This is a genomic window from Bacillus solimangrovi (genome assembly GCF_001742425.1).
Classification (GTDB): Bacteria; Bacillota; Bacilli; order Bacillales; family Bacillaceae_N; genus Bacillus_AV; species Bacillus_AV solimangrovi.
In genome coordinates this window covers 24,374-48,912 of the sequence record NZ_MJEH01000021.1, presented here as the reverse complement: position 1 = coordinate 48,912, position 24,539 = coordinate 24,374, and the positions used below count along the sequence as shown (strand labels likewise).

At 34.6% G+C, this 24,539-nt stretch carries 24 protein-coding genes and 1 tRNA gene; 22 read left to right on the top strand and 3 right to left on the bottom strand.

Annotation, left to right across the window (positions count from 1 at the left end; all coding sequences use genetic code 11):
• Positions 1–12 precede the first annotated feature (12 nt).
• From BFG57_RS08710 to phoU, 9 genes are all read left to right on the top strand, one after another.
• A tRNA-Met gene (locus BFG57_RS08710) sits at positions 13–89 on the top strand.
• A 404-nt stretch (positions 90–493) separates the two neighbouring features.
• Entirely contained in the window at positions 494–1,102 is a 609-nt protein-coding gene (locus BFG57_RS08705) for a superoxide dismutase (RefSeq protein ID WP_069717098.1), read from the top strand.
• A gap of 215 nt (positions 1,103–1,317) precedes the next feature.
• Complete coding sequence (locus BFG57_RS08700; protein ID WP_069717097.1) at positions 1,318–2,613, top strand: MFS transporter; 1,296 nt, start codon at positions 1,318–1,320, stop codon at positions 2,611–2,613.
• A gap of 147 nt (positions 2,614–2,760) precedes the next feature.
• Complete coding sequence (locus tag BFG57_RS08695; protein WP_425388488.1) at positions 2,761–4,890, top strand: peptidoglycan D,D-transpeptidase FtsI family protein; 2,130 nt, start codon at positions 2,761–2,763, stop codon at positions 4,888–4,890.
• A 399-nt stretch (positions 4,891–5,289) separates the two neighbouring features.
• Positions 5,290–6,282 (top strand): PstS family phosphate ABC transporter substrate-binding protein, encoded by a 993-nt coding sequence (locus BFG57_RS08690; RefSeq protein ID WP_069717095.1) that lies wholly within the window; start codon positions 5,290–5,292, stop codon positions 6,280–6,282.
• Positions 6,283–6,363: 81 nt separating this feature from the next.
• Entirely contained in the window at positions 6,364–7,326 is a 963-nt protein-coding gene (gene pstC / locus BFG57_RS08685; protein ID WP_069717094.1) for a phosphate ABC transporter permease subunit PstC, read from the top strand.
• Positions 7,327–7,328: 2 nt separating this feature from the next.
• On the top strand, positions 7,329–8,207 hold the full coding sequence (gene pstA / locus BFG57_RS08680) for a phosphate ABC transporter permease PstA (RefSeq protein ID WP_069717093.1): 879 nt from the start codon (positions 7,329–7,331) through the stop codon (positions 8,205–8,207).
• A gap of 141 nt (positions 8,208–8,348) precedes the next feature.
• Complete coding sequence (gene pstB / locus BFG57_RS08675; protein ID WP_069717092.1) at positions 8,349–9,155, top strand: phosphate ABC transporter ATP-binding protein PstB; 807 nt, start codon at positions 8,349–8,351, stop codon at positions 9,153–9,155.
• 23 nt (positions 9,156–9,178) lie between these two features.
• The gene (gene phoU, locus BFG57_RS08670) at positions 9,179–9,838 is read left to right on the top strand and encodes a phosphate signaling complex protein PhoU (protein ID WP_069717091.1); all 660 of its coding nucleotides are present in this window, start codon (positions 9,179–9,181) and stop codon (positions 9,836–9,838) included.
• A gap of 107 nt (positions 9,839–9,945) precedes the next feature.
• On the opposite strand, the gene BFG57_RS08665 is transcribed toward phoU, so the two are convergent.
• Together BFG57_RS08665 and BFG57_RS08660 are read right to left on the bottom strand one after the other, a co-directional pair.
• Positions 9,946–10,452, bottom strand: a complete 507-nt coding sequence (locus tag BFG57_RS08665) for an endolytic transglycosylase MltG (RefSeq protein WP_069717090.1) — start codon at positions 10,450–10,452, stop codon at positions 9,946–9,948.
• Positions 10,449–10,838, bottom strand: a complete 390-nt coding sequence (locus tag BFG57_RS08660) for a hypothetical protein (RefSeq protein WP_139125097.1) — start codon at positions 10,836–10,838, stop codon at positions 10,449–10,451. The genes BFG57_RS08665 and BFG57_RS08660 overlap by 4 nt, the downstream gene beginning before the upstream one ends.
• Before the next feature lie 480 nt (positions 10,839–11,318).
• Between BFG57_RS08660 and BFG57_RS08655 the strand changes: the two genes are divergently transcribed.
• The 13 genes from BFG57_RS08655 (at position 11,319) to BFG57_RS08600 (ending at position 23,643) form a co-directional block, all read left to right on the top strand.
• Positions 11,319–13,193 carry a sugar phosphate nucleotidyltransferase gene (locus tag BFG57_RS08655; RefSeq protein WP_069717088.1) on the top strand — a complete coding sequence of 625 codons (1,875 nt, stop codon included), beginning with the start codon at positions 11,319–11,321 and terminating at the stop codon, positions 13,191–13,193.
• Positions 13,194–13,197: 4 nt separating this feature from the next.
• Complete coding sequence (locus BFG57_RS08650) at positions 13,198–13,875, top strand: hypothetical protein (protein WP_069717087.1); 678 nt, start codon at positions 13,198–13,200, stop codon at positions 13,873–13,875.
• 249 nt (positions 13,876–14,124) lie between these two features.
• Entirely contained in the window at positions 14,125–14,274 is a 150-nt protein-coding gene (gene rpmG / locus BFG57_RS18345) for a 50S ribosomal protein L33 (RefSeq protein WP_083249146.1), read from the top strand.
• Positions 14,275–14,413: 139 nt separating this feature from the next.
• The gene (locus BFG57_RS08645; protein WP_069717086.1) at positions 14,414–15,283 is read left to right on the top strand and encodes a hypothetical protein; all 870 of its coding nucleotides are present in this window, start codon (positions 14,414–14,416) and stop codon (positions 15,281–15,283) included.
• A complete protein-coding gene (locus BFG57_RS08640; protein WP_069717085.1) occupies positions 15,280–15,849 on the top strand; it encodes a hypothetical protein in 570 nt (189 codons plus the stop codon). Before BFG57_RS08645 ends, BFG57_RS08640 begins: the two co-directional genes overlap by 4 nt.
• A gap of 57 nt (positions 15,850–15,906) precedes the next feature.
• Complete coding sequence (locus BFG57_RS08635; protein ID WP_069717084.1) at positions 15,907–16,326, top strand: hypothetical protein; 420 nt, start codon at positions 15,907–15,909, stop codon at positions 16,324–16,326.
• Positions 16,327–16,792: 466 nt separating this feature from the next.
• Positions 16,793–17,359 (top strand): 5-formyltetrahydrofolate cyclo-ligase, encoded by a 567-nt coding sequence (locus BFG57_RS08630; protein WP_083249145.1) that lies wholly within the window; start codon positions 16,793–16,795, stop codon positions 17,357–17,359.
• The gene (locus BFG57_RS08625) at positions 17,352–18,131 is read left to right on the top strand and encodes a DUF92 domain-containing protein (RefSeq protein WP_175428303.1); all 780 of its coding nucleotides are present in this window, start codon (positions 17,352–17,354) and stop codon (positions 18,129–18,131) included. Before BFG57_RS08630 ends, BFG57_RS08625 begins: the two co-directional genes overlap by 8 nt.
• 176 nt (positions 18,132–18,307) lie before the next feature.
• The gene (locus tag BFG57_RS08620; RefSeq protein ID WP_069717082.1) at positions 18,308–19,255 is read left to right on the top strand and encodes an L-lactate dehydrogenase; all 948 of its coding nucleotides are present in this window, start codon (positions 18,308–18,310) and stop codon (positions 19,253–19,255) included.
• A gap of 207 nt (positions 19,256–19,462) precedes the next feature.
• Positions 19,463–20,836, top strand: coding sequence for a Na+/H+ antiporter NhaC (nhaC, locus tag BFG57_RS08615; RefSeq protein ID WP_069717081.1), 1,374 nt, complete (start codon positions 19,463–19,465; stop codon positions 20,834–20,836).
• A gap of 157 nt (positions 20,837–20,993) precedes the next feature.
• Positions 20,994–21,179, top strand: coding sequence for a hypothetical protein (locus tag BFG57_RS08610; protein WP_069717080.1), 186 nt, complete (start codon positions 20,994–20,996; stop codon positions 21,177–21,179).
• A gap of 171 nt (positions 21,180–21,350) precedes the next feature.
• A complete protein-coding gene (locus BFG57_RS08605; RefSeq protein ID WP_069717079.1) occupies positions 21,351–22,079 on the top strand; it encodes an HAD family hydrolase in 729 nt (242 codons plus the stop codon).
• A gap of 43 nt (positions 22,080–22,122) precedes the next feature.
• Positions 22,123–23,643: a rhomboid family intramembrane serine protease gene (locus tag BFG57_RS08600; RefSeq protein WP_069717078.1), complete on the top strand. Its 1,521-nt coding sequence runs from the start codon at positions 22,123–22,125 to the stop codon at positions 23,641–23,643.
• On the opposite strand, the gene BFG57_RS08595 is transcribed toward BFG57_RS08600, so the two are convergent.
• Positions 23,637–24,500, bottom strand: a complete 864-nt coding sequence (locus tag BFG57_RS08595; protein WP_083249144.1) for a hypothetical protein — start codon at positions 24,498–24,500, stop codon at positions 23,637–23,639. The genes BFG57_RS08600 and BFG57_RS08595 overlap by 7 nt on opposite strands.
• Between the last annotated feature and the right edge of the window lie 39 nt (positions 24,501–24,539).

Below are 24,539 nucleotides of genomic sequence, written 5' to 3'. Positions count from 1 at the left end.
AATTTTTACTATCGCGGGGTGGAGCAGTCTGGTAGCTCGTCGGGCTCATAACCCGAAGGTCGTAGGTTCAAATCCTGCCCCCGCAACCAAAAATAACTACCATCATTTAATAAATCATTATAACATAAATTGTATATTATCGTTTATGTTAAGAAGAGTTCTAATAGCAATTGATGACACTGCCTAAATGAAGAAGGCGGTTTTTTTATGCTCAATTTTATATTTTTTACATATTTTTCTCAACAATCTATCGTTATGTTTAAGAAAATAGCTGTTGTTGTGAGACATTATATAGAGTGGATAAAAGGAATAATCTATTTTTATTATCATATAATAATGAAGCTTCTAGAAATTGAGCAGAATAATTGAATTTGATACAGCCATTTGCTAGAGTATGTATTGTAAGAACTTTTGAAACATTCATGTTTATGTTGTTTCATAGCACACGTTATCATCTACATACTACTATTATTTAAGGAGGAATTAATTTATTATGGCATTTGAATTACCGAAATTACCTTATGAGTACAGTTCATTAGAACCTCACATTGATGCGCAGACAATGGAGATTCATCATACGAAGCACCACAACACATATGTAACAAAATTAAACGCAGCACTTGAAGGACATGCTGATTTATTAGGTAAAAGCATTGAAGATTTAATGTCTAATTTTAATGAGTTACCAGAAGGTGTTAAGACAGCGGTGCGAAACAATGGTGGTGGTCACGCGAACCATAGTTTGTTCTGGACTATTCTTGGGCCAAATGGTGGTGGAGAGCCTACAGGTGAATTAGCAGAAAAGATTAATGCTAAATTTGGTAGTCTTGAAAAGTTCAAAGAAGAATTTGCAGCAGCAGCAGCTGGACGTTTCGGTTCTGGTTGGGCTTGGTTAGTTGTTAACAACGGTGAATTAGAAGTAACTAGTACACCAAATCAAGATACGCCACTAATGGATGGTAAAACACCGATTCTTGGACTTGATGTTTGGGAGCATGCGTATTACCTTAACTATCAAAACCGTCGTCCTGATTATATTAATGCATTCTGGAATGTAGTAAATTGGGATGAAGTTGCAAATCGTTTTAACGCAACAAAATAATGTTTAATTGACTTTCAACCGAAGGCGGAGAGAATCGCTTTCGGTTTTTTGTTGTTCTTTAATTGAAAATTACCACTTGAATGATTTTTTTGTATTAATTATTTGAAACAAATTACTCAATGAATGTACGAAGAAGATTATGTTTAGTATCTAATCTTTGAATAAAAGTTCCTTCAAACGGCAGACTAAAAATAGCATTAAAAGGGGAGTCTGCCATGAACAAAGCTTTACGTTTTTTCACTGGGAAGATTGATGTGAATAGAGATTTAATTTTATTGTTACTCGTTGGAGGGCTGTATTCATTAAGTATCGCATTGTCTAACACATTTGTGAACGTATACTTATGGAAGCAATCTGGACAATATCGTGATATTGCCTTATACAATTTGGCGATTGTAATTATGCAGCCGCTGACATTTATTCTGGCAGGACGATGGGCCAAAAGCATGGATAGGGTTATTGTATTACGAGTAGGTGTTACATGTTTATCCGCATTCTATTTGATGGTTTTAATGGTTGGTGAAAATGCATCAAGTTACTTGTTAACGTTAGGTGGGTTACTCGGAATAGGTTATGGATTTTATTGGCTTGCGTATAATGTGCTTACATTTGAAATTACTGAACCGGATACACGTGATTTCTTCAATGGATTCTTAGGCTTATTAACATCATTTGCAGGAATGATTGGTCCTTTCTTAGCTGGATATATTATTTCTAGTTTAGAGAAGTTTACAGGGTATACTGTGATTTTTAGTATATCTTTAGGCCTTTTTATCGGTGCGGTTATTTTAAGTTTCTTTTTAGAAAGAAGACCTGCGAAAGGGAATTTTTCATTTAGGAGAATTCTGTTTGAACGGAAAAACGATGAAAATTGGAACAATATATTGAAAGCACATTTTGTACAAGGTTTACGTGAAGGTACATTTTTGTTTGTTATATCTGTATGGGTTTTTGTAACAACAAATAGTGAACTTGCGTTAGGAACATTTGGTCTGATTAACTCAGGTGTCGCTTTTGTATTTTATTTTTTAGCAACAAGATTTATCAAACCTAGACATCGGAAAAAAGCAATCTTAATAGGTGGAATCATGTTATATGCTGCTGTATTTCTTGTAACATTTCAGCTATCTTTCACTCGTCTAATCATATATGCAATCGTTATTGCAATTGCATATCCAATATTACTTGTACCGTATCTTTCGCTCACGTTTGATGTAATCGGTAGGGCTTGGCGTGCTGCGGAAATGCGTATAGAATATATTGTAGTAAGAGAGCTTTACTTGAATCTAGGTAGAATCACATCGATTCTTAGTTTTATATTTGCAATTACCTTTTTTAATGAAAAAATCGCAATTCCTGTAGTTTTAATAATTATTGGAATAGGGCATTTGCTCATATCAGTATTTGTACGACACATTCATTTTGGGGAAAAAGAAGAGAAAGAGCTCATAAATGGGAGAAAGTTTATTAAGAAGGAACTTGCGGATGAAGAGGGCGGATCAACCGTCTAATTATCCGTTTCTTTTATGTCTTATTAAAGGGTGATTTACATACATGCAAGATTGTACAAATTCAAAAATTAACCTATTGTCGCTAGTCAATGCTTCTTTCTTTATTATATAATATTTATGGGATTTAATGAGGAGAGGAAGGGTAGTGTGAAACAGAACAAAAAGAAAAAAGATAAATCACATGTACCATTTCGATTAAATGTCCTTTTCTTTATCGTATTTCTCATCTTCTCTGCTATTATTTTACGACTTGGTATTGTTCAAATCGTAAACGGTGAGACGTATAAAAATGAAATCGAGCGCACTGAAAATATCGTCGTTAATACGCCAGTGCCTAGAGGAAAGATGTTTGATCGTAACTATAATGTTATTGTTGATAATGAACCGCTTAATACAATTACGTACACACGAATGAAAGGTACTTCTCAAAAGGATGTACTTGAAATCGCAACGCGTCTTGCACAGTATATTGAGAAGGATACTGAACAGGTTCAAATACGTGATATGAAAGACTATTGGATCATGATGCACCCAGATGAAGCAAGAGAGAAATTAACAGATAAAGAATTTGATGAGTTATCAGATCCTGAGTTATATCAACTTCAGCTTGACAGAATTACACAACAAGAACTTGACAGCATACCAGAAGATGAAATGGAAGTCTTGGCTATCTTTCGTGAAATGAATAAAGGATATGATTTAACACCACAATATGTAAAAAAAGAAGTTAGTCAAAAAGAATACGCTGTTGTTAGTGAACATCTAGAAGAACTGCCAGGTGTGAATACGACGACAGATTGGGATCGCAAATACAATTATGAAGGTACGTTTAGAACAATATTAGGAAATGTTTCATCATCCGAACAAGGTCTACCTGCTGAATCCATTGAATATTACCTATCACGCGGATATAGCTTGAACGATCGGATAGGAAGAAGTTATTTGGAGTTACAATATGAAGATGTGTTGAGAGGGCAAAAAGAGAAAATTGTAAATGTCACAGACGCATCAGGGGCTTTAATTGAATCAAATATTGTAACAGAGGGACAAAGAGGTCGAGATTTAATCTTAACGTTTGATGTAGAACTTACACAACGAGTAGAAGAAATCATACAAGAAGAGATAATCAAATCAAAGCAAAAATACCCTGTTAAAAATCAATTACTTGAGTCCGCATTTGTTGTGATGATGGACCCATATACTGGTGAAGTGCTGTCACTCGCAGGAAAGTTATATACAAAGAATGAAGAAGGACAATATGAGTTTCAAGATTATGCTCTTCAGACAATTATGGGTAGTTATGAAATGGGTTCTACTGTTAAGGGTGCAACAGTACTAACTGCATATGATCAAGGTGTCATAAATCAAGGAGAACGTCTCTTTGATACGCCGATTAAGATTATAAATACACCAGAGAAATCTTCTTATAAAAATATGGGTTGGATCAATGACTTATCTGCACTTAAAATGTCATCCAACGTTTATATGTTCCGAATTGCAATGATGATGGGTGGGTATAATTATCAACCGAATCAAAGTGCGCCATTCAATAATCCAGAGGCATTTGAAACGATGCGAAATTCATTTAGCCAATTTGGTTTAGGTGTACAGACAGGTATTGACTTGCCTGGAGAATTAACTGGTTATGTAGGACGATCTCGTCAAATCGGTAATTTAATGGACCTTGCTATTGGTCAATTCGATACGTATACACCGATCCAAATTGCTCAATATATTTCAACTATCGCAAACGGTGGTTATCGTGTTCAGCCACATTTATTAAAAGAAATTAGAGAACCTGCGATCAAAGAAGATGAAGTTGGAAATGTTCTCTATGAATTTGAGAAAAATATTTTAAATCGAGTTTCGATGAGCAATGATGAAATTGATAGAGTAAAAGAAGGTTTTCGTCAAGTGATGCAAGAACCAGGTGGAACAGGATACGTTCAATTTGGCGATAAACCGTATAAACCTGCTGGGAAAACGGGTACAGCTCAATCAATATATCAAGGTATGGTAGAAGAACTTCGTGGTAAGAAACAAACATATAATTTAACACTTGTAGGTTATGCACCATATGATCAACCTGAGGTTGCATTTGCAGTCGTTGTGCCATATGTTTATGATGAAGATACAATTAATAAGAATATCGGAAGTCGGATTCTTGATGCGTATTTTGAGTTGAAGCAACAACGTTTTGAAGGTACAAATAATGAAGAAGTAGAACAAGATGAACAACAAGAACAACAATCAACAGAAACAGAACAATCAGAATGATAATAGCAAAAAAACCGTCGTGATATTTCACGACGGTTTTTTTGCTTTAGTAATAGTATGAAGGGCTGATTAGGAGCTTATTGATTTCCTTGTTCTTCTATTTTGAGTTTGTGAATGTTTTTAGCAAGATAACTATAGGAATTGTGTAAATTATGAAAAATCTATTGCATGTTCTGTTGTAATATTCGATAGATACGTTCGTTACAATTGCAAAGTTATTTTATTTGAATATTCTATAAATTCGTTTACAAAAGCTTAACACTGTATTAAAACCAGTTTAAAAGAAAGGAAGTAATATACTAATCAGGGCAAGCGATAAGAATAAAAGCTATTAAAGTCCTATTAGTTAGAAAATATAAAACTAACTAATCTTTTAAAAAATAGTAGGGGGAATTAGAAATGAAAAAGACTGCACTAATGCTATTGTTGGCTGCAATCATGATTGTAGCTGCAGCATGTGGAGGAGATCAATCAAGCACGCCAGCAGAAGGAAATAATGATACTAATCATGAAAGTGCTGAGCAACAAGCTGAAGGATCAGAACAACTAGAGGGAGAAGTTGCTATTGACGGTTCTTCGACTGTATTTCCAATCATGGAAGCTGTTTCTGAAGAGTATGTAGCTGAACAACCAAAGGTTAAAGCTCCTGTAGCCGTTTCAGGTTCTGGTGGTGGATTCAAACGTTTCGTAGTTGGTGAAACTGACTTAAGTAATGCTTCACGCCCTATTAAAGATAAAGAAAAAACGCTTGCTGAAGAAAATGGTATTGATTTTGTAGAATTAAAGCTTGCTTTCGATGGTCTTTCTGTAGTTGTTAGTTCGGACAACGATTGGGGAACTGACCTAACTGTTGATGAATTAAAGCAAATGTGGAAAGAAGGAAGCGAAGTTAAGACTTGGAAGGATATTCGTCCAGAATGGCCAGAAGAAGAAATTAAGTTTTTCAGTCCTGGAACTGACTCAGGTACTTATGACTACTGGAATGAAGTAATTCTAGAAGATGAGCCAATTCGTCGTGATACACAACTTTCCGAAGATGATAATGTACTAGTACAAGGAATCGCGGGAGAAAAAGGAGCAATTGGATTTTTTGGCTATGCTTATTACCTTGAAAATAAAGATAAGTTAAATGTTGTTGCAATTGATAATGGAGAAGGTGCTGTTACTCCTGATGGTGATACGATTCAAAATGGAGAATATGCTCCACTATCACGTCCATTATTCACATACGTTAATGTGAAGTCTCTTGAAGAAAAAACACACGTATATGATTATGTGACATATACTCTCAACAATTCAGGTGCATTGGCTGAAGAAGTTGGTTATGTAGCTTTACCAGATTCAGACTACCAAGAACAACTAAACTTAATTAAAGAAAAAGCTGGTAAGTAAACTAAGTTAGATGAATGCTGAAGTGGGAAGTATACTTATGCTTCTCACTTCGTTATGTGAATTTTGAAAGGGGTTTTCAAAATGGTATTGCCAAAGCAAAAGCAGGAGGTTGCAGAAGACTTTTCTGTTAATAGGTTGATAGAAGAAAAGAAAGCAAAACGTTCAGGTGCGAATTTTATAGAGAAAGCAGTCCCTGTATTTCTTTTTGCTTGTGCTAGTATTTCGATATTAACAACTATTGGAATTATTTTCACATTACTATTTGAAACATTTACATTTTTTAATAGTGTATCAATTGTTGAATTTTTAACAAGTACTGAATGGTATCCTTTTTACGAGAATGATCCGGATTATGGGATTTTACCTTTAATTAGTGGAACTTTATTAGTGACAGTAATTGCGATGATTGTAGCGATTCCAGTTGGATTAGGTTCAGCCATTTTCTTGAGTGAATATGCTACCGATAAGACACGTCGAACGATCAAACCGATCTTAGAAGTACTTGCTGGAGTTCCGACGATTGTTTATGGATATTTTGCTTTGACATTTGTAACGCCGTTATTAAAACAAATCATTCCTGATCTATCTATCTATAATGCTTTAAGTCCAGGTATTGTTGTTGGAGTTATGATTATCCCGATGGTTGCATCATTATCAGAGGATGCAATGAGTTCTGTACCAAATGCAATTCGTGAAGGAGCATATGGGTTAGGGGCTACTCGATTTGAAACAGCGGTAAAAGTTGTTTTACCTGCTGCGTTATCTGGGGTAATTGCTTCATTTGTACTTGCTGTATCACGTGCTATTGGGGAAACAATGATTGTTACTGTTGCTGGTGGTGCAAGTCCTAAGATGACATTAGATGTAACAGAATCAATTCAAACGTTAACAGCTTATATTGTACAAGTAAGCTTAGGTGACGCGGGATATGGTACAACGATCTATTATAGTATTTATGCAGTAGGAATGACATTGTTTGTGTTTACGCTTGTAATGAACATGCTAGCACAATACATCTCTCGCCGCTTTAGGGAGGAATACTAATTATGAAACTCATTAATCAACAAGCAGTAAAAACAAACACTACAAAACGATTAGCAAAAAATAGTATATATAAATATATTTTTGTAGCTGCAACTTCTTTCGGTTTAATAGTACTTGCTACATTAATCTATCGGGTATTGACTCAAGGATTAGGTTATATTGATTTATCTTTTTTCACAAACTTTGCATCACGTCATGCTGATAAGGCGGGAATAAAGGCTGCTTTAGTTGGAAGTTTGTGGATGATGTCTGTTGTTGCGCCTGTTTCAATTATTCTCGGTGTTGGAACAGCCCTTTATCTTGAAGAATATGCAAAAAAATCTCGTTTTACTGCGTTTATTCAAACGAACATTCAAAATTTAGCGGGTGTACCATCGATTGTTTTTGGATTGCTTGGTTTAACAATCTTTGTACGTACTTTCGGTCTTGGTAGAAGTATATTAGCAGGTGGTTTAACGATGAGTTTGTTAATCTTACCAATTATTGTAGTTGCGTCACAAGAAGCGATTCGATCAGTTCCAAGAGAAATGCGTGAAGCTTCATTTGGTATGGGTGCAACAAAATGGCAAACAATTCGTCAAGTTGTCTTACCTGCTGCAATTCCTGGTATATTAACTGGAGCGATCTTAGCTTTATCTCGAGCAATTGGGGAAACAGCTCCACTTGTTATGATTGGGGCGTTAACATTTGTTGCTTACTTACCAGAAAACTATTTAAGTGGTTTTACGGTTATGCCAATTCAAATTTTTAACTGGACGAGTAGACCGCAAGAAGAGTTCCATTATGTAGCGGCTGGTGGAATCATCGTGCTTTTATTGATGCTTATTATTATGAATTCAGTTGCAGTATTTATCCGTAATAAATTCCAAAAGCGCTATTAAAGTGTTTTGTTAGAAGGGGCTTGAATGATCAAGAACGTGTATATAGTGAATTAAGACTAATTTGAATATTGAATTTTATTTATAGACAATTTCTAGGGAGTTTGAATAGAAGGGTTATTTAGATGAGGGAGGCTTTTTATTATGAAAATGGCAAGTGCAATAAAAGAACATGTGCAAACAAATACAGACAAAGTCGAAAATGTATTCACAGTTAAAGGGTTAAATTTATGGTATGGGGATGACCAAGCGTTAATAAATAATGATATTGAAATTTCTGAGAAGCAAGTTACAGCAATTATCGGACCATCAGGTTGTGGAAAATCAACGTTTATCAAAACATTAAATCGTATGGTAGAAATGATACCTGTCGTACGTACTTCAGGTGAAATTTTCTATCGTGATAGAAATATCTTTGATAAATCATATCGAGTTGAAGAGTTGCGTACGAAGGTTGGAATGGTCTTTCAAAAACCAAATCCATTTCCTAAATCGATATACGATAACATTGCTTATGGACCTCGCATTCATGGAATTCGAGATAAAAAGATTTTAGATCAAATTGTTGAAAAAAGCTTACGTGGCGCCGCGATTTGGGATGAAGTGAAGGATAGACTATCAGAAAATGCATATGGCTTATCAGGTGGACAGCAACAACGTATTTGTATTGCACGTTGTTTAGCAATTGAACCAGACGTGATTTTAATGGATGAACCTACATCAGCGCTAGATCCAATCTCAACATTGAAAGTTGAAGAACTAGTACAAGAGTTAAAGAAAGACTATAGTATTGTTATCGTAACGCACAATATGCAACAAGCTGCACGTATTTCCGATAAAACAGCATTTTTCTTAAATGGTGAAATTGTTGAATTTGATCAAACAGATCGTCTTTTCTCTAATCCTTCTGACAAACGTACAGAAGATTACATTACAGGCCGTTTCGGTTAAAAGGTCTAAAGGGGAAGATTAATTTGAGAGTAAGAGAGCAGTTTGATTTAAAATTGAAGACGCTAAAGGAATTGATTTTAGAGTTAGGGAGTAATGCAGAAATTGCTATTGAAAAAGCCTTACATGCGCTATTAAATAAAGACATCCAGACTGCTCTTAAAGTTATAAATGACGATGTTATAGCTGACAAATTGGAGGAGGAGATTAATAATCTAGCGATAATTTTAATCGCTAGACAATCTCCAGTTGCTATTGACCTTAGACGAATTATAACTGCTTTGAAAATTTCAGCAGAAGTTGAACGTATTGCAGATCTTGCGGTTAATATAGCAAAGGCTTCAATCCGTATAGGTAAGGAGCCCCATCATATTCCCTTAGAACCTTTGTACATGATGATTGAGAAGGTAAAACCAATGTTATCACGAGCTTTACAGGCATATATAGAAGAGGATGTGATGATTGCTAGAAGTGTAGCAGCTGTTGATGATGAAATTGATAACTTATATGCCAACATTATTCCTGGCTACATGGAATATTCGAATCAATATCCAAATGAAATGAATCAAATTACACAATTGCTATTTGTTGGGAGATATATTGAACGTATTGCTGATCATACCACAAATATCTCTGAAGAGGTTGTCTATCTTGTAAAGGGAATTCGGTTTGATTTGAATCAATGATTAATGAAAGAAGAGCAGATTTAGTTCATCTGCTCTTTTTCTGCATTAGTTTCAGAACCAACATCTTGAGGTCGTAAACTTAGGAAGGCGGGTCTTGAAATATAGATTTACTTTGTTAGTAGCTCACTGATTGTTTCATAGCTCATTCCTTTAGTGATTTCGTATGTACCAACTTGAATTGAGCCTGCTAAACCATTTCTCATTAAAAACTTATTGAAGTCATCAGCGTTATCAATAATTTTATTTTCTTCTAGTATTTTCGATACTTCCGTACTACTCGTACCTTCGTGTATAATGTAAGTGAACGAATAGACATCCTCCTGTTCTTCTTTAGTTTCAGACCCCTTAATCTCATTATCTGTGATTAATTCATTGTTTGTATTCTGTTGTTCATGTGTTGCTAGTTGTTCCTTTGTTTTTAACAATATGTCATATTCCTCTTTTGTAAGTTGAACCTTGTTATTTGCTGTTAAATACTCGTTTACATTCTCTTCAGTAATTGTTAATTCAGCAGTAGGACTAAGTTGTTTTGAATCTACAAAATATACGATTGTAAGGATAGTTGCTGCTGTAATCATTCCAAATGCAAATGCTCTTATCGTATTTCGACTCATGAGTACCTCCCTCGTTTATTCATACTTTCTAATATTAATTTGATTTGATCATAAGGCAGATTAAGTTGAGATGAAATTTGTTCATAATTTAATCCTGATTCATACAAGTATGAAATTTTCTCATGATCAGACATAGTCGTAACATTTTTTGTAGCAATAGGTTGCTCTGATGTTGTAGACACAGTTTTTAATGGTTCGTCGTGTAGGATAAACTCTTCTTCTAATACTTTCATTTTCTTCTTTAGTTGATAATTTTCCTTTATCATCGTCATTTGAATTTGCTCAAGTTGCTTTTCAAGGTCAGATATTTTGTCTTGCTTAAAGAAAGAAACACATAACAAAGTAATAGCAACTAGAAACAAAGAAATAACAATCCATTCGAACATCATGCATTCACTCCAAATTATTTGATTTCCTGATCAATTGAATCTTCAATTAATGACATATTATTAAGATAGTAGTCAATTATAATTCCATTGATAGATAATGACACTCAGGGATGAATATGGTTATACTAATTATTTTATGTGAAAATCGGTTATCTTTAGTTTACTATAAATTAAGTTTCACAGAAATTTCTTTTTCCTCAAATTTTGCATAAATGACAAATTCCACTGTTTATAATTTTTGTCGTAAAAAGAATAAAATAGACGATCTTTCATATAAATGTAGTATAATATTTTGTTAAAAAATATTTTTATAGTCTAAAAAGCTATTCTAATCAAGATAATCAACATTCGACAATTTCCACTTATTGTGAAAAGGTAAGCTAAAATGGTATCCTTATATGTATAAACATACTATAAAATAAGGTGTACGGAATCAGGCACCAATAAAAAAGAACGGGAGGAAAGGGTGCCTATCATATGAAAGCAATAGTGTTAGCAGGGGGGAAAGGTACTCGCCTTCGTCCGTTGACCTGCCATTTGTCGAAACCGATGCTACCGATTTTGGAAAAGCCTGTATTACACTATTTAGTGGAAACGTTGTTGCATAATGGTATAGATAAGATTGCATTAACGGTAGAGCACAATGCAACAGCTATTAAAGAGTATTTTCAGGATGGGGAAGAGTATGGGCTAGCTGTTGAATACTTCGAAGAAGAATCTCCGCAAGGAACAGCAGGAGCAATTCGTTATGCAAAATCGTTTTGTGAGGATACATTTTTTGTAATGAGTGGCGACGTAGTTACTGATGTTGACTTAAAAAATGCATTTCGTTTTCATAGGGCCCATGGAGGAATTGCGACTATTTTTGCGAAAGAAGTGGCAAACCCAGAAGAATATGGTGTGTTAACAGTTGGAGACAATCAAATTATTACTAGCTTTGAGGAAAAACCGAGAGACATGAAAAGAGAAAACGCACTTGTTAATACAGGCATGTATATCTTTAATTCTGAAATTTTAAAATATTTAGATGATAATAATACCAAAGATATTAGTCGGGATCTTATTCCTAAGTTACTAAAAAGTGAAGAAAAGATATTTGCTTATGAATTTAGTGAATATTGGATAGACATCGGTGATGTCATTCAATATCGCCAAGTACATGAAGATATTCTATTAAAAAAAGTAAATGTTAATGTGTTAGGAAAGTGGAATGAACAAAAGCAAATTTGGAAAGGCGAAGACGTTTGGATTGAAGAAGGAGCGGATATTGAAGGTCCAGTTTATATAGGAAGCAGTGCAATCATTCGAACTGGTGCAAGGATTGAGCCGTTTTCAGTTATTGGCCATCGAACAGAAGTTCAACCTAATGCCTCGGTGAAAAGATGTATTATTTGGCATAACAGTTATATCGGAAGAAACTCGGAATTAAGAGGTGCAATTATTGCTGAGAAGAATGTTCTTATTGATAATGTTTCTGTTTTTGAGGACAGTATTATCGGTTCTTCAAATACAGTTGGAAGAAATGTCATCATAAAACCAGGTGTAAAGGTTTGGCCTCTTAAAAATATCCATAATGACTGTGTATTAGGTCGTACATTGTATTGGGGAGGGCATCAACCAGCCGCTTTATTTTCCAGTCACTCTATTAGTGGGAAGGCTAACGTTACAATTAAACCCGAACTAATCGTAGCATTATCATGTGCATATAACGACATTTTACAACTCGGAGATGAGATTGTTGTTGGTGCAGATGGTCATAGTTATTCTGAATTATTAAAAGAAATTTTTATCAATACTGTACGAAGTGGCGGAAATAATGTTTTAGAAGTACGAGGTATCCAAATTCCAATTTTTTGTATTGCTATAGCATCACGTAAGAGAAGTAAATGTGGCGTTTTCTTTCAAATGAGAGGAGAAGATGTTTTTATTAGTTGTTTCGACCAAAATGGAGAGCCAATTAATAGTAAAGCACAATATGAATTAGAACGTGCTATCACTCATCGATCCTTTAATCACTTGCCTATAGAGAAAATTGGTAAATATCATCGTATGGAAAGAAGTTCCCAACTTTTTTCATTACATCGGATGAAACTAGATAAACGCTTTTTTATCTATGAGAAACCTTGCTATCTTTCTGCGTGGGAAAATGTGAAAAATAAATTAATTGTAGAAGGTAATTTTGAAGTAGTTCGTTATGAAGATGCTATTTCAATAAAATTTGAGCCCCATGGTTGGATATATATAACGTATTTGGAGTCGAAACAGTTAGTAATTATCTATTCAGATATGAAGATACCGTTAATATTTATCGATTATGTGAACGAAAAAATAAATCAATATCAAAGGGTGTAATAAGATGAGAAATGTGACAAATCAACTTATAAGTTGTTTAGTATCTAATGACGGATTGGTTAAAAATGTACAGACTTTCGAGAAGCATTTTAATTCTGTAAGCGGTATTCTCCATTATGGAGCATCCAAAAATATATCGTATGAGATGAATGATTTGATTCATCCGAAATTGCCTGCATTTGTTCGTAAAGTTGATGTTCATAATTCTAATGAGTCATTGGAATCATTTGAGCTATGGTTTCATCAAAATTTTAAAGAGCAATCTGATGACCAAGTTGCATTCTATAGTCCATGTGAACAAAGCTTCATTCATTACATTGATGGAGTATATTTTCTTTTTACAGTAGAAGGAGAAGTTGCTGATAAAAGCATTAGATATGCGCTGTCTAATGATGCACGTCCTTCATATCAGAAACTCAAAACAAACGATGCGGCAAATTGCTGGCAGCCACTTGCAAGTGGAAGAGTGGATAGTACTCTCTGTTTAAATGGAACATTATTGCCTGATGCGCGTGAAACTTTTTATTTTAAAATGATATCAGCATTATCAGAAGATGAATTATTTTCATATTATGGAGAATTAAGTTGTTTAGATTCGTTTTATTCTATGCTAGAAATTAATCAACATGCTAATCAGTTTGAAACGCCCCCATCAAGTTCTATTGAACCCCAATCTTGTTAAAAACTATAAATATTAATTTAAAAGGTTAGTTTGTGTCAATTAGAACTAATAAAAGTATCCCCAAACTGTTCTCCTGCAACGTATATTTTTAATTAATGGATATATTAACTCCTTCTATAAGACTTAAATATTATCTTGATTGTCTCCTCCATATTTGCTATTATATAAAAGTATGATTGTAACAGGTCGGACAACTAAGTCAATGACCACCTATGATTAGAATGATTTTGTTTGATGGAGGGATACGACATGCGTGTAAATATTACATTAGCTTGCACAGAGAGCAGCGATCGCAACTACATTACGACTAAAAATAAGCGTACGAACCCAGATCGTTTAGAGCTTAAAAAATATTGCCCGCGCTGCCAACGTCACACAGTGCATAAAGAAACAAAATAATCGTGACGAGAGAACACCGCAATCCTTATTAATAAAAGGAATGTGGTGTTTTTTGTGTTCTAAAAAATTGATTGAGTTCGGGTTGAGCATTTACATATATTATCATTTTTAGTAGTTTAAAAGAAGGGAGGTAATTAATATGAAGTTGAAAACACTGCTTATAATGATTGCATTCTATACGATAATCGTGATTAGCTTAACAGTTTACACAGAGCATTCAAAGCTAGATCAACCGTTATTCGCTGATCATTATATTTATAGAGAAGAAAAAGATATAAGAAATGCTTATATATATCTTTATTATGTAACAAACCTAAATGATAACCCTCAGATCACTTCAATTTCGGATAGTTCAACGGAAAAAGGGATAGAGTTCAATATTGTGAGTGAACAGGAATTGTATAACGAAGGAAGGTATACAGTTCACGAATTGCTCATTACTCCACATCGGTATAGAAAAGACTTTGACAATGGAATTGATCTGGAAGAATTACAGGTAACTATGTCTGATGGATCGAGATATGTAACAAAAATAGGTCATATATATATGAAAGAAAAACAAGATGAAGGTAATGATTTGTTTCACTTTGTCTCTACGGTGAGTAGTAATAGGGGATTAACTGAAAGTAAACAATATGCCAATAAAGAATTAATTGTACATCATGCATATGTACCGTTTCTAAAACAAATACAGGCTAATTATGACATTAAAATCAATGGTGATTTGTTAGACTATGAAATAGAGGATGAACAATTAGAAAGTGGGAACGCTCCATTTCATCCTGTTTCGATAAAAAATGCTCCGCTAATGTTAGATGAAGGAGATTATCTTACAGTCATAGCACAATTAATGGAACAAGATAAGTTCATTGCATATGACTTCCCGGTAAGTGTGCTTGTAGAGGCTGATAAAAAGTATATAAAGGAAGTTAATTTAATTCAGGACACACCTAGATTTTCAAAAGAGTCGATGCAGGAATTATTGAAAGAGCGAGGTGAACAACCTTGAATTACCCATTCACACTTCTAATATGGGGTTATGTGATTACAATTTTTGATTTCAGAATCAATGGTTTTAACATTGTGTTCGATAGTATAGGTTGGATCATGGTTGCGTTTGCTATCGCTAAATTACCTAATATTCGAAGCTTTACATTCGCTAAGCGAGCTGCTGTGATCGTCGTCTTTTTATCTTTACCAGAAATATTTCCTCAAGCATATTATGAACATAATAATATGTCTGCAAGTGTTACGTTTATATTTACAGTGATAACTGGCCTTAGTCAACTGCTCATCATGTTTATTGGTGTGAACTTATTAAGTGGATTTGCTGAATTATTAAAAGGAAAATCGGATGTAACTGAACGGTTAGAAAAATTCAAAAAGACTTATCTCATTGTGCAAACAGTTGTTTCTTTTGGATTACTCGCTAGATTTGTTATTTTTGATGAGTGGTTATTCTTATTAGTTGCTTTAGTTATAATTGCTTGGCTATTTCATATTTACTTAATCTTTCTATTTAATCGTGTGAAGCATGTTTTTAAAGAAGTTGGTCATATTTCGCCTGAAGCATGATTAATTTTGAAATGAGCTATAATTGCTCATTATAATAACAGTTTAAGGAGTGCTATCATGTTCGTTGAGTTTTTTGCCGTATTTTTTATCATTTTCGTTTTTGTATTGTTGACAGGTACTTCGAAAAGAGTAAAGGTGTGGTTTGGCACAATCTATACTTCAATAGCGATTATTTTTATAACAGGTTCATTGGTAGTTAGGTTCCGAACTAGTTATTTTAAATTGAGTGAAAAAGAGTGGATAGCAAATGATGGTCAGGTAAAATTAGGAGATTGGGTTATTCCGTTTTACCTTATTGGAGCAGCATTGTTATTAATATTAATCGACTATCGATTTTATCAAAAAGCAAGTGAATCTGATGGTACTTCGAAATGGATGTTCATCATTCTAGGATCATTATTTTCACTCTTTTATTGCTTCAGTGTTTTATCAATGTTACTTGCTGTTGCTTTTATGTTTTATCCATTTGCACCTTGAACAAATATTGGGGGAATTATATAAATATTGAAATTATACTTATATCCTTATTCATTACGTTTCTTTGCGTTATGTTCCTTCACTCGGTTCAAAATAAGAAAGGTTACAAACCCAAAATCACGAAAGCGATTTTTAAACTATTTTTTCCGCTGTTATCAAGCTTATTTATTAGTCGGTGAGGGTTTAATCGTTGGATTCATTAGTGCCATTTATTATGCCTTTCGATTGCATCAATATTGTTCGATTACATATTAGTAAAACTTAAGAGATGAATTTTTACGATGAAATTCGCCTGACCAAGTGGGATAGGATGAGTGAATTTTAATCATCATGCACAATTTCTCAATAGCGTGATATAGAAAGTTAAAAGAATTCAAGTAGCGTAGTAGAATACAATTGTGATGACGAGCTTGAGCTGTGTTCTTAAAATATCAAATAACAAAATTCTATTTAATGAGGTGAAACTGTGGATGAGAAAAAGAGATTTCGAGACAAAATGAAAATACGTTTAAAACAAGTTAATCAACATACATATGAACAGTGGTCTGAACAAATTGCTAACTTATTATATGAGCAATCAGTTTGGCTTGAAGCAAAGACTATCGGTTTAACCGTGCCGATGCCAAGAGAAGTAAATACTCGCATAATAATGGAACAAGCGTGGAAACAAGATAAGCAGGTTGCTACACCTAAGTGTATTCCCTCTCAACGTAAAATGGATTTTCGCCAAATCGAAAGTGAATCAGATCTTGAACAATCTTATGCAGGATTGTATGAACCAATCCCTGAGAAGACTTTACGTATTGAAAAAAATGAAATTGATTTATTAATCGTACCTGGATTGTGCTTTGATCAAAGTGGATATAGGCTTGGCTTTGGAGGCGGCTATTTCGATCGTTACTTAGAAGGTTTTCGTAATCATACAGTAGCATTAGCATTTGATTTTCAAGTCTTATCATACATACCAACTGAGAAGTATGATTTGAATGTGGATTTTCTCATTACAAATAAAGGAGTACAACAATTTGAGTGAGCTTTTGGGAGTCTTTTTTATCATTCTTGTTCCAATACTAGGGTGGCAATTTCGATTGTTAACAATTTCTGGATTGATAGCGGCATCATTAATTGGATTATTGATCTTAATGGGTTATGGAGTAGAAGGGTTGATTATTATTGGGTCTTTCTTTGCTTCCTCAAGTATATGGAGTAAATATAAGGCTAATAAAAAGGAAAAAGCACAAGATAAGAATGCGAAATCAGATAGAAGAGATTGGACTCAAGTATTAGCAAATGGTGGAGTTGCTGCATTTTCCGCATTGCTAGGTTTAATTACAGGTAATGAAGTATTTTATTACTCATTTGTCGTCGGATTAGCTGCAGCGAATGCAGATACATGGGCATCAGAAATTGGTGTATTAAGTAGGAGGGAGCCTTTTCATTTACTAAAATTGCGGAGGGTAGAACGTGGAACATCTGGAGCAGTTAGCATTCTTGGTTTGTTTGCATCATTGGCTGGTTCAAGTTTTGTCGTGATTGTGGCATTGTTTGTAAGTGAGTCAGCTATAATACATCACTTTATACCTCTTATATTACTTGGCTTTTGTGGCAGTATAATCGATACACTTATTGGAGCAGGAATACAGGTTCACTACAAATGTACCGTTTGTGGAACTGAAACAGAGAAACCAATTCATTGTAGTTTAGGAACAAAGAGAATAGCTGGAATACGTTATGTAAATAATGAAGTTGTGAACTTTATTTCAGGAGTAATCCCTGCTACTGTTGCCTATTTCATTTTTTCTTAACTAGCTGTATTAGTGAATAAACTATGATTTACATGGAATATTCGACCTGTTATATGAAAAAATTGAAATTGTCACAATTTCGAAAGAACTAAAACGCTTACAGCCACTTTGAAAGTTTGTGAAATAGTGTACAATGTGGATATAAAGATAAACAACATATCAAAAGGGTGATAAAAATGAATAACCGTGTAAATAGAGTAGCGTTAATTGGTACAGGATTTGTAGGTTCAAGTTATGCTTTTGCGTTATTAAATCAAGGGATCGTTGAAGAGTTAGTTTTAATCGATGCAAACGAAGAAAAAGCTTGCGGAGATGCAATGGACTTAAATCATGGTCTAGCATTTGCACCTTCTTCTATGAAAATTTGGAGCGGTACTTATGAAGATTGTAAAGATGCTGACCTTGTTGTCATTACAGCAGGTGCAAATCAAAAGCCAGGTGAAACTCGCTTAGACTTAGTAGAAAAAAATGCAGCAATCTTCAAAACAATCGTAACATCGGTTATGGAAAGTGGTTTTGATGGCATTTTCCTTGTTGCTACTAATCCAGTTGATATTATGACATATGCAACTTGGAAGTATTCTGGTCTTCCGAAAGAGCGAGTAATCGGTTCTGGAACGATTCTTGATACAGCTCGTTTACGCTTCTTAACTGGTCAATATTTTGAAATTGATACGCGAAATGTGCATGCTTATGTAATAGGTGAACATGGTGATACTGAACTTCCGGTTTGGAGTTTAGCAAAAGTAGGTGGACGTTCTGTTTGTGAATTGGTTGAAGAGAATGAACAGTATAAGAATGAGGACTTAGATGATATTTTTGTAAATGTTCGTGACGCTGCATATCATATTATCAATCGTAAAGGTGCGACATATTACGGTATTGCTATGGGTATGGTTCGACTAACGAAAGCAGTCCTTAATAATGAAAACTCAATCTTAACCGTGTCTGCATATTTAGAAGGTGAATATGGTCAAAATGACGTATACGTGGGTGTACCAGCAGTTGTTAACCGTAATGGTCTTCGTGAAGTAATCGAAATTAACTTAAATGAAAAAGAAAAAGAACAATTTAAGCATTCAGCAGAAGTGTTGAAGAAAACAATGGCTCCAATTTTTGGATAATACCCTGAATAAATGTTAATATATGTTAAAGTGTCAAACTCCCAGCAATTATAGTTGGGAGTTTGTTTTATTTTGAATAGTTGTCAATTTCTGAAAAATTGACTTTAGGATGAAGTTTTCAATACAATAATTATTGTAAAGTAATAAACTTTAATGGAACGAAGCATAAAAGCGTAAATGCAAGAAAGAGTATGGGGGATATTTTTAATGGAGAAACAAATTTCATTTTTTCAGACAATAGGGTTGTTCGCTGCACTTTTATCTATTATTTTTTATGGTATTTTTGAATTAGGTGTACATCCCCATATGCCACTTCTATTATCGATTGTCTTTTTAGCGGTGGCTGCGAGAGGGTTTGGTTTCAAGTGGAATGAGATTGAAAAAGGGCTTGTAAATGGTGTAACTGTTGGAATTAAGCCGCTGTTCATACTTGGTCTCATTGGGATCGTAATTGGTGTGTGGATGCAGAGTGGGGCAGTTCCTACTTTATTACATTTAGGTTTTAAATGGATAAACCCAGAGTGGTTTACAATTAGCGCGTTGTTTGTGACAGTTCTCGTTTCTACTTTCACTGGAAGTTCGTTTACAACAGTTGGTACAGTAGGTGTAGCATTAATGGGGATCGCAAGCGGGCTTGGTGTGAATCCAGGCTTGGCAGCAGGTGCAATCGTTTCAGGTGCTTTATTTGGAGATAAAATGTCTCCTTTATCCGATACGACGAATTTTGCACCAGGTATTGTGGGTGTTGACTTGTTCTCGCATATTCGTCATATGCTTTGGACGACGATACCAAGCTTTATTGTAACAATCATTTTTTTCTTAATCATGCGTGAAGGTAATGTAGGTACTGTTGAATGGGAAAACCTTAAACAAGCTCAGATTATTCTTAGTCAGCATTTTAACTTAACAGAGGTTACGTTACTTTCACCACTTCTTGTTATGATTCTTGCGTTTCGTCGTTTTCCTACGATACCAACATTAATTGCTGGAATTGGTTCGGGTGTAATACTTGCTCATCTTACACAGGCAAATGTCACTGTCCAATCATGGATGAATGTTATGCAGAAAGGTTTTGTTCTAGAAAGTGGTAATGAAATTGTTGATGGGATCGTAACTCGTGGTGGATTACAGTCAATGATGGGGTCAATTTCACTAATTATTATTGCATTGGCTCTTGGCGGTTTGATTCATCATCTCGGTATGCTCCAAACGCTTATTAAAGGCATTTCTAAGATGATAAGGCGACAAGGTGACGTAATCGCATCAACCGTAGCGGCATCACTTGGAGTCAACTTATTAACAGGTGAACAATATTTATCAATTTTGTTACCAGGTCAAACCTTTTCTGATATGTATGATAAGTTTTCTTTGGATCCGAAAAACTTATCTCGTACGCTAGAAGATGCTGGTACACTTATTAACCCACTCATTCCATGGGGAGTAAGTGGAGCATTCTTTTCAGAAGCACTTGGAGTAGCAGTGTTGGATTATTTACCGTATGCAGTTTTCTTATATGCATCACCTATTATTGCTATCTTACTCGGTTATTTGAACATTGGGATTGCGAAGAAAGTAGTTTAATGAAGTGAACCTGAGCAATAAGAATATTTTTACACAGTGACTTAATTACAGTAAGATTCTTATAAAGTTTAGTATCTCTTTTGCATGTTAGTGAAACTGTGATTTTTTTGGATAAAATGGCCTTGAATAACTCAAAGTATGTGTAAGGAGGGAATGGATGATGCGAAATTCCTTTGTACGTGTACTGTTCATGTTTATAATGATGTTTTTACTTATTCAGTTTCGTTATTCAATCTTAAACGCAGTTCTTCGCATGACATTAATTCGCCGATTTGCTGTCTCCTCATTAATGAGAATGCCTTGGTTACGAGGGTTGTTCATGAGACAAATGTTTAAGTATTAATTAAGTAATGGGGAAAGACGTATTTGCTAGTGTGAATACGTCTTTTTCTTTTGTTTTACTTCTTAATTGGTTATACAATAAGGAGAATGAGAAATGAATACAGTATGGCTTTTAATGATTTAAATAGTAAGCCTTTACGTATTACATAGGAAAATAAGGGAATGAGAAAAAGTGAAGTGGGACTGTATTTGTTTTGATTTAGATAATACATTATGTGATTATGAACGTGCATTTGAATCAGGGATGCGCACTAACTATGCCCTCTTTTTAAAGAAGCACTGGAAAGATACATCATTCCCAACTCCAGAGGAATGGTTTCCTGTTTACAAGTCTTATTGTGATAGATATTGGCACAAGGTAGAAAATGAAAGCTTATCTAAGCGTGATTATCAAAGAAAAAGATTAGTCGATTCTTTATTACAATTTGGTGTTGAAATCTCAAATGAGAGTGCCGACTCGTTTCAAAATAGTTTTTATAAGTTAGTTGATGAGCACGTATTACTCTTTCCAGGGATAGAGCATTTACTTGATGAATTAAAGGCATATGGTACGAAACTGGGGATTATTTCAAATGGGCGTGTAGATACACAAAAACGAAAGATTGATCGCTTGAAATTATTTAAGTGGTTTTCAATGGATTCAATCATTATTTCAGATGAAGTTGGAGTGGTTAAACCAGAAGCTAAAATTTTTCAATGTGCTGAACAAAGATTGAAAGCAGAAAAAGATCGGAAATTATTTGTTGGAGACTCATGGGAACTGGACGTATGTGGAGCGATTAATGCAGGTTGGGGAGCACTTTATTTTAATACGAGAAATAAGGTGATAAAAATTAACAATCCCGAGATTGATGAGTGCAAAACAATCCAAGAACTGACTGAGACTATATTCTCAAGATGAATAGAATATAAGAAGAGGTTGAAACGAAGGTTGGTGATAAATCTTGAATTTCACAGAGCAAAATTTAGTGTATTGGAATCTTGTTAAAGAGTTAATTGCCACATACGAGTATCAAATTGTTCAAATTGATCAACGTGGTGAAGTATGGTTACAATCACCCGAAAGTATTAATGCTACGTTAATCCGATTAAGAAGACAAGATATTGATTGGGCAAATTGGATTAAGCAAGATTTTGATTTTACCAAGAAGCAGATAAAACAAGTGAAGCGAAGTCAGTTTGGTAGTAAAGGAAAAGCACTCAATGTTTATGTGAGTACATATCCTCCAGTGGATAGTTGGGAACATATGGTGGAAAGTGAGCAGAAAATTGACACGATTTTGATTGATACGGAGAATCGTGATGAACAGGTAAAGAAATTATTTCAACTATTAGACCTTCCTTTACCAAGTTATAAATTATGGATTGAAGGAAATGATGAAACTGTTGTTACATTGCGCGATGATGTTTACCAGTTGAGAGAAACACAAAATCAACAAATGAGACAAGTGTTTTCAAATGGGAAACCCTTCATGACTTACATTTTTATTGCAATTAATATTATGATGTTTGGGTTGCTAGAGCTAGCTGGTGGAAGTGAAAATCCTGCAGTGTTAATTCAATATGGAGCGAAATACAATCCAAGTATATTAGACGGTGAGTGGTGGCGTTTAATCACGCCTGTTTTTTTGCATATTGGCTTTTTACATTTATTTATGAATACACTTGCCTTATATTATTTAGGTACAGCGGTTGAACGGATATATGGTAGTGTTCGATTTACTTTAATTTACTTGACAGCAGGTTTTGCCGGTGCGGTAGTTAGTTTTGCATTACATGCACAATTGTCAGCAGGGGCTTCTGGTGCAATCTTTGGTCTCTTCGGGTCATTGCTTTATTTTGGTGTATTACGACCACAATTATTTTTTCGAACAATGGGGATGAATGTGATTGTAGTGCTAGCTATTAATTTGGTTTTCGGATTTGTCGTACCAGTAGTAGATAACAGTGCACATATTGGTGGACTTGTTGGTGGGTTTCTTGCTTCGGCAATTGTGCAGATGCCCCAAGTACGGAAGGTAGCACGTTCAACTCTTGTATTAATTGTGACGGCTGGTTTAGGAATTGGAATTGTTTGGTACGGTTATAACTTTCCAGTACAAGCTCAAGATCCGATTACAGTAAGTTTAAGAATGCAACAATTGTTTGAAGAGGAACGTTTTGAACAGGCATATAAAGAAATAGTGTATTTTATGGATGAAAATGATGATGTCCCTGCGGAAATATATTTTTGGCGTGGAGTAACAGAATATGAATTACAAATGTTTACTGATTCGAGAAAGCATTTTGAACAAGCGATTGAAAAACGAGATGACTTTCATGAGGCTTATTACAATTTGTCTCTTATTTATAAACAAATGAACAATATAGAGAGTGCAAAAAAGATGGCACAAACTGCATTGCAGCTTGCACCGGATAATTCTTTATACGAACGTCTAGTAGATGAACTTAATCGTTCTCAATAATATTGAATAAGCTGATTTGGGTCGCCGTTGATATCCTCAATTAATACGATTAGGTGTGTGTCATTAAATAAAATAAGTGGAATGGTACTTCCGATTGGATTAATGGTTGTACCATTCTCTTTTTTTATGCCTAGATAATAGTTTTTGTACAAACCTTCCCAAAGCTGTCCGAGAATACGTTGTGATTCTGCTACTGTCTTATTCGGTAACGGTTTATCAGTATACTGGTGAAGACTTGTTAAAGGAATAAGCTTATATTGCTTTACTGGTATGTTATATGTATCGATAAGACGTGTCCAACTATATTTCAGCGCTTGTGCTGTAGCACGATCAAGTGTTTCTTTCCACTCTTTTTCTGCGGTTGTTGAAGCCGTTGAGAATGATTCGAGTGGTTGCAGGGGTGAGTCAATGATATATAGTTGTGCATAACTCATTAATTGTTGTCCCTTAATGATATCGTCCGGGTAATGAGCCTCGGCGTGATGTAAGGATAACGCACTGAGGTGACTACTATCTTCACCTTTTATTTTCTTCTCTTGGCTAAGAATATTTGTATTCTCTTTCCATTTCCCGAGCGTTGCGATTAGCTTTCCATCGGAAAAGAGTAGGCTAATATCTTGACGTAAATATACATTTCGATTTGATTTTGATGAAACCTTCCAGTCGATAACATACTCATCTTCATCCTTTTCATCAAGCAATAATAGGCTCGTTTGTATATTTTCAAAAGAAATTGTTTCATCTATCGGAAAGTAGATCATCGTCTCTTTTAATGTGGGGTTAATAGTTATGTAAAAATAAACAACTGCTGTAAGTAAACTGATCAAAGTGAACGCAAATATGCGCCATCGCTTCACATTTTCCACCTCTTTTGGACAATCCTTATGTTTCACTGT